The sequence below is a fragment of the Kribbella sp. NPDC055071 genome, assembly GCF_053608045.1.
This window is the reverse complement of the sequence record NZ_JBSGUS010000024.1, coordinates 85,130-97,501: the sequence shown is the minus strand read 5'-3', so window position 1 is coordinate 97,501 and position 12,372 is coordinate 85,130. Positions and strand designations below refer to the sequence as shown.

General features: G+C 68.2%; 10 protein-coding genes. 5 read left to right on the top strand and 5 right to left on the bottom strand.

Annotated elements, in window-relative coordinates:
- Positions 1-703: 703 nt before the first annotated feature.
- The gene (locus ACWF4Z_RS32080) at positions 704-1,954 is read right to left on the bottom strand and encodes an arginine deiminase (RefSeq protein ID WP_452246925.1); all 1,251 of its coding nucleotides are present in this window, start codon (positions 1,952-1,954) and stop codon (positions 704-706) included.
- 202 nt (positions 1,955-2,156) lie between these two features.
- On the opposite strand from ACWF4Z_RS32080, the gene ACWF4Z_RS32075 reads away from it, so the two are divergent.
- Together ACWF4Z_RS32075 and ACWF4Z_RS32070 are read left to right on the top strand one after the other, a co-directional pair.
- Positions 2,157-2,945 carry a glycosyltransferase family 2 protein gene (locus ACWF4Z_RS32075; RefSeq protein WP_452246924.1) on the top strand — a complete coding sequence of 263 codons (789 nt, stop codon included), beginning with the start codon at positions 2,157-2,159 and terminating at the stop codon, positions 2,943-2,945.
- Positions 2,942-4,498 carry a DUF2029 domain-containing protein gene (locus tag ACWF4Z_RS32070; RefSeq protein WP_452246923.1) on the top strand — a complete coding sequence of 519 codons (1,557 nt, stop codon included), beginning with the start codon at positions 2,942-2,944 and terminating at the stop codon, positions 4,496-4,498. Before ACWF4Z_RS32075 ends, ACWF4Z_RS32070 begins: the two co-directional genes overlap by 4 nt.
- Here the strand turns inward: ACWF4Z_RS32070 and larC are convergent.
- Both larC and larB read right to left on the bottom strand, forming a co-directional pair.
- A complete protein-coding gene (larC, locus tag ACWF4Z_RS32065; protein WP_452246922.1) occupies positions 4,495-5,799 on the bottom strand; it encodes a nickel pincer cofactor biosynthesis protein LarC in 1,305 nt (434 codons plus the stop codon). The genes ACWF4Z_RS32070 and larC overlap by 4 nt on opposite strands.
- Positions 5,796-6,515: a nickel pincer cofactor biosynthesis protein LarB gene (gene larB / locus ACWF4Z_RS32060; protein ID WP_452246921.1), complete on the bottom strand. Its 720-nt coding sequence runs from the start codon at positions 6,513-6,515 to the stop codon at positions 5,796-5,798. The genes larC and larB overlap by 4 nt, the downstream gene beginning before the upstream one ends.
- A gap of 111 nt (positions 6,516-6,626) precedes the next feature.
- Between larB and ACWF4Z_RS32055 the strand changes: the two genes are divergently transcribed.
- A complete protein-coding gene (locus ACWF4Z_RS32055) occupies positions 6,627-7,124 on the top strand; it encodes a DUF4446 family protein (RefSeq protein WP_452246920.1) in 498 nt (165 codons plus the stop codon).
- A gap of 273 nt (positions 7,125-7,397) precedes the next feature.
- Here the strand turns inward: ACWF4Z_RS32055 and ACWF4Z_RS32050 are convergent, their stop codons facing one another.
- Positions 7,398-8,957: a diacylglycerol kinase family protein gene (locus ACWF4Z_RS32050; protein ID WP_452246919.1), complete on the bottom strand. Its 1,560-nt coding sequence runs from the start codon at positions 8,955-8,957 to the stop codon at positions 7,398-7,400.
- Positions 8,958-9,084: 127 nt separating this feature from the next.
- Between ACWF4Z_RS32050 and serS the strand changes: the two genes are divergently transcribed.
- Positions 9,085-10,359, top strand: coding sequence for a serine--tRNA ligase (gene serS / locus ACWF4Z_RS32045; RefSeq protein WP_452246918.1), 1,275 nt, complete (start codon positions 9,085-9,087; stop codon positions 10,357-10,359).
- Positions 10,356-11,150, top strand: a complete 795-nt coding sequence (locus tag ACWF4Z_RS32040) for an HAD family hydrolase (protein WP_452246917.1) — start codon at positions 10,356-10,358, stop codon at positions 11,148-11,150. Before serS ends, ACWF4Z_RS32040 begins: the two co-directional genes overlap by 4 nt.
- A 187-nt stretch (positions 11,151-11,337) precedes the next feature.
- Here the strand turns inward: ACWF4Z_RS32040 and ACWF4Z_RS32035 are convergent, their stop codons facing one another.
- Positions 11,338-11,850 (bottom strand): WhiB family transcriptional regulator, encoded by a 513-nt coding sequence (locus tag ACWF4Z_RS32035; RefSeq protein WP_452246916.1) that lies wholly within the window; start codon positions 11,848-11,850, stop codon positions 11,338-11,340.
- Between the last annotated feature and the right edge of the window lie 522 nt (positions 11,851-12,372).

Genomic DNA, 12,372 nt, shown 5'->3' with positions numbered 1-12,372 from the left:
AGTAAATCTGCGGATAGCGACCAGGAAGTTCCGGAAAGACCGGTGGGCGCTGTTCGCGGTCAGCATCGTGCTCGGGGCGACGGCGGCGGCCGTGGTCGGCGCATCGAGTCGTGGCTAGTGGTTCGGGCCGCGATATCGAGTCGTGGATATCGGCGAATCTCGCTGCCGATTCCTGACCCGGATCCACGACTCGATCACTTGAACCCGGCTCACAACTCCCAAGGGGTCCGGAGACCGCGATGACCACGTCGCCGGCACCCGGCTCGCGCACACCACCTGAGCGCACAACAGCCATCTGCGTGCCCGCCGAAGGCGGCAAACGGACCAGCCGCCGCGCGGCGCTGTCCGCATCAACCCACACATCCGACACAGGAGCCGGATAACCCTTCGTCTTGTGGGTTCTCCCCTCGCACACCAGGGGAGAAGGCACCACGTCAGCGGATATCCGTTGGTGTGGGCGAGGAGCGGGCGTGCGCGCGCCGGACGTCGGCCGCCGCTGGAGGTGGTGACTGTGAGTGGTCTAGGCCGGGAGGCGGTTGAGCGCCTGCGAAACCGGGCCAGAACGTGGACGGCCCAAGTCCTGCTGACGGGGGAGCAACAGGGCCTGGGCCTAGCCATGAAGAGTACTCATGATGGGGGCTTGCCACAAGTCCGGATTTCACTGCGCGTGTCGTAGGGCTTACTCGGCCGGTCGACGGAAAAGTCAGACGCCGGCCAGTGGTGCGCGCAGCACCGGGCACGACATGCAGCGCGGCCCACCGCGGCCCGAACCCAGCTCGGATCCGGAGATCCGGATGACCTCGATCCCGGACTCCTCGAGCCGCGCGTTGGTCTCAACCGTCCGCTCGTAAGCGATGCAGACCCGCGGCGCGAGGGCGAGGGTGTTGTTGCCGTCGTCCCACTGCTCGCGTTCGGCCGTGACCGGATCCAGCCCGGTATCGATCCGTCGCAACGTGTCGATCCCGAGCGCCTTCGCCGCCGCGACCAGGAACGGCTCCGGCTCCGCGACATGCAGCTCGCCACCGTCCGTGGTGACCGCGAGTGCCCGCATCTCCTCGGCCATGTTCGGATACATCAGTACGGCGTCGACGTCGACCATCGTGCACACAGTGTCGAGATGCATGGTCGCGCGCTGCTGTGCGATCGGCACCGCGAGCACTGTGTGTGCCAGGTCCTGCGCGAACACCCGCCGAGCCAACCGCTCCACACCGGCCGGTGTTGTCCGCTCACCAACCCCAACAGCCAGTACGCCGGGACCGAGCGCCAGCACGTCACCGCCCTCAACATGCTCGAGCGTGTGGTCATACACCTTCTGCGCCCCAGCGAACCGCGGGTGGAACGTATAGATCAGCTCGGTCAACTGCGTCTCGCGCGCCCGAGCCGGCATCGCCAGCGACGTCACCGCAACCGAGTCGCGGATCCACACGCTGGAGTCTCGCGTGAACAGCAGATTCGGCAGCGGATCGATGAGGAAGTCCTCATGCGCGAGCAACGAGGTGACCAGTCCACCGACCCGGACCTCGTCGTTTCGAACTCCCGCCATCAACGCCTCGGCCAGCTGCGCCGGATCGAGAGATCCCAGCGACGCCAGCAGATACTCGCGCAGCGTGTCACCCAGCCGAAGATCCTCGATCGTCCCCGCGACAGCCTGCGTCCGCGCCTCGGGATCGGCCAGTGCTTCGGTCAGCAGCTCACCCAGATACAGCACCTCGACGTCGCGATCCCGCAGTGCCTGCGCGAACGCGTCGTGTTCGTCCTGCGCGCGGCCGACCCACGGGATGCCGTCGAAGAGCAGTTTGTCGTTGTTGCGCGGGGTCAGTCGGCGGAGCTCGTTCCCGGGCCGGTGCAGCATCACCGTCCGCAGCGGTCCGACCTCACTGTCGACGCCGTACGCGGCCTGTGTGCTGCCGGCCTGTGTGCTGCCGGTCGGTGTGGACCCGGTCGTTGCAGTCATCGCCCTGCCCCTTCGATCGACGTGCTCACCACGCTACGGCAGCCGCCCGGTCCCACGCCGGAGCACGCCACGTCTGTCTGATTGTCCGACAATATCCCCGATCCACCAAACGCCCGGCGGAGATCCTTCGAAAGAACGAGATATCCACAGCAGCGGGCGCTGACGAGGACGGTCGGCTGGGGAGGAACTAGGCTGCGGTGCTGTGTCCGGTCATGATCAGCCTGCTGAGCCTTTCGAGCGTGCCGTCGCCTGTGTGATCCCGGCGAAGGACGAAGCGGATCGGATCGCGGCCACGGTCGACGCGGTGCACAAGATCATCGGTGTAGATCTGGTCGTGGTCGTCGACGACGGTTCGACCGACGGTACGGCGGAAGCCGCCGAGCGCGCCGGTGCGGTCGTCGTCAAGCACGAGCGGAACCGGGGCAAGGCCGCCGCGATGGAGACCGGGGCCGGTGCGGTCGCGGACCGCGATGGCGCCCGCCCGCGGCACCTGTTGTTCCTCGACGCCGACCTGACCGACTCCGCGACCGCTGCGGCGCCGCTGATCGAGCCGGTGCAGACCGGCCGGGCCGACATGACCATCGGCACGCTCCCGGCGCAGCTGCGCGCCGACGGGTCCAAGGCCGGCGGGCACGGCTTCGTCGTACGGCTGGCTCGGGCCGGTATCGAAGAGGCGACCGGCTGGGCGCCGGAGCAGCCGTTGTCGGGGCAGCGCTGCCTGACCCGGGCCGCGTTCGACTCCGCCGTACCGCTGGCGTCCGGCTTCGGGGTCGAGACCGCGCTGACGATCGACCTCGGCCGCAAGGGGTTCCGCATCGTCGAGGTGCCGATCGACGTCCGGCACCGCGCGACCGGATCCGACCTGCGCGGGCAAATGCACCGCGCCAAGCAGTACCTGCACGTCCGTCGCGCCCTGGCGTCGCGCAGCGCCCTGCCGACGGACGGTGGGCCGTCGCTGCGTGGCCTGCTGCCGCGGAAGCACGTCCAATGAGCACGAGCGTCACCCCCGATCCGCGGCTGGCTGAGCGGTACGGGCGCCGCGCCGTCGCGCTCTACCTGATGTGTACGGCGCTCATCGTCGCGGTCGGCCTGCTCGGGCCGTCCGTGGTCGTGCTGACCCTGACCAACCGGCATGCGTGGCTTCCGTCGTACTGGTTCAACGCCAAGCCGAACGACTGGCTCGTCTCGGTCGGGATCTACGTCGCGATCCTCCTCGGCGGGTACGGCGTCTTCCTCGCCACCAAGGCGCTCAGGTACGGGTGGGCCCCACGGGTCAGCCGATTGGTTGCCCTAGGCATCGGTACGACGGCGGCGATCACGCTGGTCCCGCCGATGGCGTCCGGTGATGTGCTGATCTACGCGGCGTACGGGCGGATCATGTCGCTCGGCGGCAACCCGTACACGACCGCGCCGGCGGACACGATCCGGCTCGGGTACGACTCGGTCATCGCGGCGACGGAGCGGCCGTGGCAGGGCGCGAAGAGCGTGTACGGGCCGATCGCGACCTGGATCCAGTGGCTCTCGTCGCTGATCGGCGGCGACTCGATGCAGCTCACGGTGTGGATGCTGCAGTTGTCGGTCGGGATCAGCCTGGTCGTCACCGGACTGCTGTTGCTCAAGCTGGTCGGGCCCAACCTGCCGAACCGGCGACGCGTGGCCATGCTGGGCCTGGCCAACCCGCTGATCCTCTGGACGGTCCTGGCGGGCGCGCACAACGACGCGATCGCGGTGATGTTCGCGGTCATCGCGCTGGTGCTGTTCCGGCGGCACGTGTTCTGGGCGGGGATCCTGCTCGGCGTTGCGGGGTGCACCAAGCTGTCCATCGGTCTGGTCGGGGTGGCGATGCTGTGGTCGCTGCGGGCGGATCGACGCAGAGCCCTCATCTTCTGTGCCGGCGGTGCGCTGGCCATGGGTGGTCTGTACGCCGTGGTCGGGCTGCAGGCGTTCCAGCAGGCGCGATCGCAGACGTCGTTCATCTCCACCGGCACACCGCACAAGGTGCTGCTGAGCTTCTTCACGCTGTTCCTGCCGAACGGGCTGGTCCGGACTGTGCTGGCGATCCTCGCGTGGGTCGGGCTGGTCGTGGTCGCGATTCTGCTGTCGCAGGTGTTCCCGAAGTCACTGGTGCCGCAGACGCATCCGGACGACCCCACGCCGGCCGCGATCCGCTACACCGCGATCTACGCGATCGCGTGGAGCCTCACCGCGATGTACTCACTGCCTTGGTACGACGTGATCGCCTGGGTCGCCCTGGCTGCGGTCGCGGCGTCCAAGGTCGACGGGTTGATGGTCGTGCGGACGACGATGCTCGCGATCGCGTACGTACCGGGTCGTGATCCGCACGCTCGCCAGGTCGCCGCGAGTCTCTCGGATTCGCTGGAGTTCTTCAGCGCACGGTTGCGGGACACGATCTGCCCGGCGATCGAGCTGGCCGTGCTGATCGGGATCATCGTGTGGGCGCGCCGCGGCGGGGCGCAGTGGTGGCCGTACGACTGGCCCCGCCGCAAACAGAAGGTCTTGGTCGAGAAGGCTGAGGCCCACTAGCTCCAGAGATCGTGGCCGGCGGCGATTGCCTTGGCCAGAACGGTTTTGACGGGCTTCTTCAGGACGGCCGCGGCGGCCGCGACATCGTCGTACTCGGGTTGGACGTTGACGACCTGGCCGCCGTACCGGGCGATCTTCACGTGGATCCGCTGGCCGTCGACGTCGACGGTGGCGAACTCACGGTCCGCGGCGTGCTTGCGGATGGTGGACTCGCGCAGGCCGATCGCGGACGTCTCGGACAGGATCACCGAGCGGACCACTTCCGAGCTCGCGGTGCCGACGAGGACGGACAGGGTGTGGGCCGGGCGGCCCTTCTTCATCAGGATCGGGGTCAGCCAGGCGTCGGCCGCGCCCGCCTCCATCAGCCGGGCGAGCACCTGCGGCCAGATCCGCGGGTCCAGGTCGTCGACGTTCGTCTCGTAGACGAGCTCGTCGGTCGAGGCCTCGAGGGATTCACCCAGGACTACGCGGACGACGTTCGGCACCTCGACCGGGTCGCGTCCACCCGCGCCGACGCCGGTCTGCATGATCCGCATCGGGGGAAGCAGGCCGAACTCGTTCGCGAGCGAAGCCAGCAGCGCCGCTCCGGTCGGCGTCGTCATCTCGTACGGCGCTGCCCCGCCGGTCACGGGTGCTGCGGCCTCGGACAACAGATGCAGTACGGCAGGACCCGGAACCGGGATCCCACCGTGCTGCCCTTTCACCTGCCCGCCACCCCCGAGGCTGATGGTCGACACCACGATCCGATCGATATCCAACGAGACCGAAGCCGCGGCCACCCCCACGATGTCCGCAATCGCATCCAAAGCCCCCACCTCATGAAAGTGCACCGCATCCGGCGCCACCCCATGAGCCACCCCCTCAGCCCGAGCCAACCGAGCGAAGGTGTCAAGCGCGCGATCCCGCACGGCCTCAGAAAGCCCAGCCCCCTCAATCAACCCCCGAACCTCAGCCCACGGCCGAGTAGGCCCATGCCCACGCCCAACACCCGCCTCGTCGCTCCCAGCGTCGGGTTCAGCCTCTGCGTGTTCACCTGCGTGGTCGTGACCACCGTGGCCATGCCCGTGGCCTGCTTGGGGTTCTGGGGTGTTTTCCCAGTGGGGGGTGCCGTTGACGTTGATGGTGGCTTTGGTGGCGGCTATTTGGTGGCGGGCGGTGCGTTGGACTGTTACTGAGAGAGAGGGGTCTACGGCGGCTACTGCGGTGTTGACGACGTTGAGGTCTGCTCCGGCGTCCAGGAAGGCGCCCAGGAGCATGTCGCCGGAGGCTCCGGCCGCGCAGTCGATCCAGGCGATTCTCACTGGGACTCCTTCGACTCACGCGGTGCGGAGCGCCGGGCGACCCGGGCGGCGAACACACCGGCACCGAACCCGTTGTCGATGTTCACCACGCTCACCCCGGGCGCACACGAGTTCAGCATCGCCAGCAACGCGGCCAGCCCGCCGAACGAAGCGCCGTACCCAACAGACGTCGGTACGGCGACCAACGGCACCCCAACCAGTCCACCGACCACCGAAGGCAGCGCACCCTCCATCCCGGCCACCACAACCAGGCAGTCCGCCGCATCCAACCGCTCACGCACACCTAGCAGCCGGTGCAGCCCAGCCACACCCACATCGGTGATCAGCTCGACCCCCGCGCCGAACACTCGGGCAGTCGTCGCAGCCTCGGCCGCAACCGGCGCATCCGACGTACCGGCCGCCACCACGGCGACAGTCCCCCGGAGTACGGGCGGTTCACCAAGCACCGCCGTACGTCCGACTGGATCGACCACGGCATCCGGCAGTTCGGCGGCCACGGCCTCCTGCGCTTCGACGGCGAGACGGGTCGCCAAGACGGCGTGACCAGGGTGAGTGGCGTGCAGTGTGCGCAGCAGTTCGACCACCTGGGCCGACGTCTTTCCGGCGCCGTACACCACTTCTGCGTCGCCGGTACGCTCCAGCCGATCGGTGTCGAGCCGTGCGTATCCCAGGTCGTGGACACCAGGCTGAGGACCTTGGTCAGGCAAATGAGTCACGCCGCGAATCTACGTGGCCCGCCCCGGGAACTCCGCTTCCGGTCCGCCCGCGCACTCTCCGGAGTCGCCTGAATACTCAGCAATCGGAGGTCATGCTCTAGGCTGCCGTGCGTGTCTTCGACGTTAGCCGGCGCCTTCGGGATCGCCGCTCTGTTCGTGGCGGTGCTCGCCCTGGTGTTCGCGATCCAGTCGCTGCGGGCGCAGACCGGCACGTCCGAGTCGTCCAGCAAGTCGGGCAAGCTCCCGGCGACGCCCGTCCCGGCGCCGGAGCCGGAGCCCGCGCAGCCGGAGGCGAAACCGGGCACCGTCCGCTCCGAACTGCGCAAGCTGAGCAAGGACCTCGACGTCACCCGCGGCGAACTGCGCGAGACCCTGCAGCACCTGGCCATGGTCCGGTACGACGCCTTCGGCGACACCGGCGGCAAGCTGTCCTGGTCCCTGGCACTCCTCGACGACAAGGGCGACGGCGTCGTCCTCACGTCCATCAACAGCCGCGCCGACGCCCGCACGTACGCCAAGCAAATCAAGTCCTTCACCAGCGAAGCCAAACTCTCCCCCGAAGAGGAAGAGGCCCTGGAAACCCTCCGCAAAGAAGCCGAACAGGACTAACCCCGCCGAATCCATTTCAGGGGCCGGCCCCTGAAATGGTGGGCTGCGCACCCGTATACGGCCGGTTCCACCCACCACTTCGGGGGCCGGCCCCCGAGATGGTGGGTTGCGCACCCGTATACGGCCGGTCCCGCCCACCACTTCGGAGGGCGGCCCCCGAGATGGTGGGTTGCGCACCCGTATACGGCCGGCTCCACCCACCACTTCGGGGGCCGGCCCCTCAAATGGTGGACGTCGACAGCTCGGCTGGGTGGGCGGGGTGAGCGGCGGGGGTCAGCGGCGTTTGGGGACTCGGGCGGTTAGGGCGCCGGGTTCTATTTCGGCGAAGAGGGAGCGGCCGGGGCCGATGGGGTCGCCGTCCAGTTGGCGTTGGACGTCTACGGCGGCGGTGATGTCGACCTTCCGGCCGGTGAAGCGTTCCAGGTACATGTCGGTGCGGTTGGTGCGGGTCATCAGGCGCCACAGGACGATCGGCCACTGGGTGACGCGGCGCGGCGCGATCACGACGACGTCGAGCAGGCCGTCGTCGGGGCGGGCGTCGGGGAGGAGCGGGATGTTGGCCTGCAGCATCCCGACGTTCCCGATCACGACCGTGCGGACCCGTCGTTCGATCGGCTCGGCGTCGTCCAGCGCGAGCAGGACCCGCACGGACGGGTGGTTGATGTTCTTCGCCGCCCCGACCAGGTACGCCGTCCAGCCGATCTGCTTCTTCAGATGTGGCGGCGCGTCGGAGATGATCGCCGCGTCCAGCCCGAGCCCGGCCATCACCGCGAACCGATCCGTGTCCAGCTCGTCCCCATGCACCCGGACCAGATCGATCCGCCGGTCCCGTCCCTCCAAGATCCGCTCCAGAGCGTCATCGAGGTCGAGCGGGATATGCAGGTTCCGCGCCAGCAGGTTCCCGGTCCCAGCCGGAATCACCCCAACCGGGATGCCGGTATGCGCCAACGCCGAGCAGACCACCCGGACCGTCCCGTCCCCACCCGCGACCAGGACCAGATCCGACTCGTACTCGATCGCCCGCTTCGCCATCGCGTTCCCGGCGTCGTCCTCACGCGTCTCGAGCCAGAGCGGATCGTCGTACCCGCGAACCGCCAGCGCCCGCGTCACCTTCCGCCGGAACGCGACCCCATCCCCGACCTTGATCGGGTTCACGATCACAGCGGCGCGCGGCGGCACCGTCGTACCGTCCGCCTCGGTGAGCGTACGACGACGCCGGCGGCGCAGGCCGGGTCGGAGCCCGAAGCCGATCGACGTGGCAGTCAGGATCGCCAGCCCGAGCGCCCACCCGCCGAGCACATCCGACACGTACTGAGCGTTCAGCGCGACCTGATCCGCCGACGCGATCCACACCACCGCGATCGTCGGCAACGTCACCAGCAGCCGAAACCGCCGTCGCCATCCCCGCACCGACGGCAGGACCACGCCCAGCGCCCCAGCCATGACGAACGTCGCGGTGGCGTGGCCGGACACGTACGCCCAGCCACCCGCGTCGATCAGCATCTGCGCCGGCCGTGGCCGCTCGGCGATCGCCCTGACCGCCACGACCAACCCCAGCTCGGCTGCAGCGGTGGTGAGCAGCCAGACGGTCAGATGCCGGGCCCGCCGCTGCCACAGGTACACGGCGACGACCACGAGCACACCTCGCGACGTCCACGGGATCACGATCGCGCCGATGACCTGCCAGATGTCGACCAGGTCCGGGTGGGAGGCGCCGTACGCGGCGGCCCGCACGGAGACGGACAGGTCCCAGCGCTCCAGCGGTGGCCAGTGCTTGAAGATCAGCAGGGTGATGACGAGGAACGGCAGCGCACCCAGGACGACCGTCAGCACACGGCCGACCGGACTGGGTGGGTGGTGGTTCATGACCCGCTCGAATCCCCCTCGATGATCGCGTATCGCCACCACATCATCCCGAATAGACTTCGCCGTCCAAGACACGCCCCGATACCCTCGTCGTGTGATTGACGCCAAACTGCTCCGTGAGAACCCCGATGTCGTCCGCGCCGCCCTGACCAAGCGCGGTGAGAGTACGGACCTGGTCGACCAGATTCTGGTCGCCGACAGTGAGCGTCGATCGTCCATCTCCGCCTTCGAGGCGCTCCGGGCCGAGCAGAAGACGCTCGGCAAGCAGGTCGCCCAGGCCAAGGGCGACGACCGGACCGCCCTGCTGGAGCGGACCAAGGCCGTGGCTGCCGACGTGAAGGCCAACGAGGCTGCCGCCAAGGCGGCCGAGCAGCGCTTCGACGAGCTCGCCAAGGCCCTGCCGAACCTGGTCTCCGACGAGGCCCCTGTCGGCGGCGAGGACGACTTCGTCGTGGTCGAGGAGGTCGGCAAGCCGCGCGACTTCGCGGCCGAGGGCTTCGAGCCGCGCGACCACCTCGAGCTGGGCGAGCTGCTCGGCGCGATCGACATGGAACGCGGCGCGAAGATCAGTGGATCGCGGTTCTACTTCCTCAAGGGCGCCGGCATGCTGCTCCAGCTCGGCATGCTGCAGCTGGCGATCCAGCAGGCGGTGGAGAACGGCTTCACCCCGATGATCACGCCGACCCTGGTCAAGCCCGAGGTGATGGACGGCACCGGCTACCTGAACGCGCACGACGACGTCTACCGGCTTGACGACCCCGAGCTCTACCTGACCGGTACGTCGGAGGTCGCCCTGGCCGGCTACCACATGGACGAGATCGTCGACCTGTCGAACGGCCCGCTCCGGTACGCCGGCTGGTCGTCCTGCTACCGCAAGGAAGCCGGGTCGCACGGGAAGGACACCCGCGGGATCATCCGCGTCCACCAGTTCGACAAGGTCGAGATGTTCTCCTACTGCAGCCTCGACGAGGCCGCCGCCGAGCACCAGCGGCTGCTCGGCTGGGAGAAGGAGATGCTCGACAAGATGGAGCTGTCCTACCGCGTGATCGACACCGCGACCGGTGATCTCGGCGTCTCGGCGTACCGGAAGTTCGACTGCGAGGCGTGGGTGCCGACGCAGGGCCGGTACCGCGAGCTGACCTCGACGTCGAACTGCATCGACTTCCAGGCCCGCCGGCTGAACATCCGGCACCGCGACGCCGACGGCAAGACGCAGCCGGTCGCGACGCTGAACGGCACGCTGGCCACCACGCGGTGGATCGTCGCGATCCTCGAGACGCACCAGCTGGCCGACGGTTCGGTCCGGATCCCGACCGCGCTGCGGCCGTTCCTGGGCGGACGCGAAGTCCTGGAACCGGTCGCGAGATGAGTGACGGACCGCGGCCGACGGCCGTTGCCCTGGACATCGATGGCACGCTGATCGATCACGACGAAGGGCTGTCGGACGCGGTCGTCGACGCGGTACGGCGAACTGCCGCCCAGGTCCCGGTGATCCTCGCCACCGGGCGGGCGTGGTCGACCACCAAACCGGTGGCCGAGCGATTCGGTCTGCCGGCCGGCGGATTCGTTGTCTGTAGCAACGGTGCGCGGACGCTGCGCTTCCCTGACGGCAAGGTGATCGACGAGCGGACGTTCGATCCGACCACCGTGATCGCCTCGGTGCGCAAGTACGCGCCGGCAGCACGAATGGCCGTCGAGGAGTTCGACGGTAGCTATCTGGTCACCGCACCGTTCCCGGCCGGTGATCTGGGCGCCCACGCCAGCATCCGCGTGGTCGCCGACGACGAGCTCGCGCCGGAACCCGTGACCCGGTTGATCATCCGGGACCCGGAACAGTCCGAAGCCGACTTCGTTCGTCTGGCGGAGCGGCTCGGCCTGCACGGCGTGAGTTACTTCGTTGGATGGACCGCGTGGCTCGACATCGCACCCGAAGGCGTGGACAAGTCCACCGGGCTCAAGGTCGCGCTGGCGCAGTACGAATTGGATCCCTCCGGCCTGCTCGCCATCGGGGACGGACGCAACGACATCGAGATGCTGACCTATGCCGGCCGGGGCATCTCGATGGGATCAGCGCCGGACGAGGTGAAAGCCGCGGCCGACGAGGTCACCAAATCGGTTCAGGACGACGGGGTTGCCGCTGTTCTGAACCGGTGGTTCTGATCCGAGTCAGACAATCCTCGAAATTCGTACTTCACGGCAAGCTATTGAGCCAGGATCGAAAGGCTTGACAATTGCCTGCGGCAACTGAAAGGCCCGGATCCCTGTCTGCACAGGAATCCGGGCCTCGATGTCTGACGCTATGACCGGTCGAGAGCGCCGATAGACCGCTGGCGGGCCGAGTATCGGGTCAGGCGACGCGGCTGCCGCCACTGCGGCGCGGCTGGCACTGCGGGTGCTCCGTGACCGCCTCGAACGCGTCCAGGACGGCCTCGACCTCCGGCCGCGGCCTGGGCGCCTTGGCGGCCGGGCTCTGCCCACGGCGAGCACGGCGCAGGTGCCGCTTCACCGTCGACAGCGAGCATCCCAGCCGCATGGCAAGGGATTCCAGGCTGTCGTTCGGGTACTGCGTACGCAGCCGCAGGACCTCCTCGTGGCTGACCGGCCGGCGGGTGCCACGGGCTCCCGCGAGCTGGTCGAAGTCGTCGGCCTGGACCTCGACGTCCAGCAGGTTCCGGATCGAACGGCGTTGTGCGGCAGTGGTTCCGGCGACGAAGCCGCTCACGTCGTGCTCGGCCACCGCGTTGTACAAACACTCGGTGAACAAGGGACATGAGGCACACAAGGCCTTTGCCTCGCGCACCAACTGTTCGTACCGCTCCCGGGTGCGACGGGTGGCGGACGCGGGCGGCGGCTCTTCCATCAGGCGGTGCTGGAAAATCTCCGGTCGGGCGATGCAGCCGGTCGTCGCCCTTTCCCTGATCGAAGGTGTGTCGACAGCCGCTCGGGAGCTATTGCCCCTCGGCCCCGCTAGATTGGCGCTGTTGACGGTCATCAAGGCTCCCCAAGTATCGCGACCCGTGTGCACGAACGGTGGAGGCCGTTCGGTCATGCGGATCCACTAGCTGATGGACTGGCGAACTGTTACCGGCCCACCGTGTCGTCCCGGGCGCGGGACGCACCGATCCATAACTCTTGACGTCGCTGCGACGGATTTGGTTGCAGCCAATTCCACAACAGTTTTTTGTGACGCCTGTGCGTGCTTACGGTGGGTAGGGCGGTAGCAGTCGCGCTGATCCGGAACACGCTTACGACGCGGCTCAACTGCCCCCGGTTCCCCGCCAGACCACCGCATGAAATCATGCGTGCCCGATGCTGCGCAGGGGAACTTGCTGCCTTTGCAGCATCCTGCCGTAACGGTCTGGTGACGTTGTCAAAAGCTCAA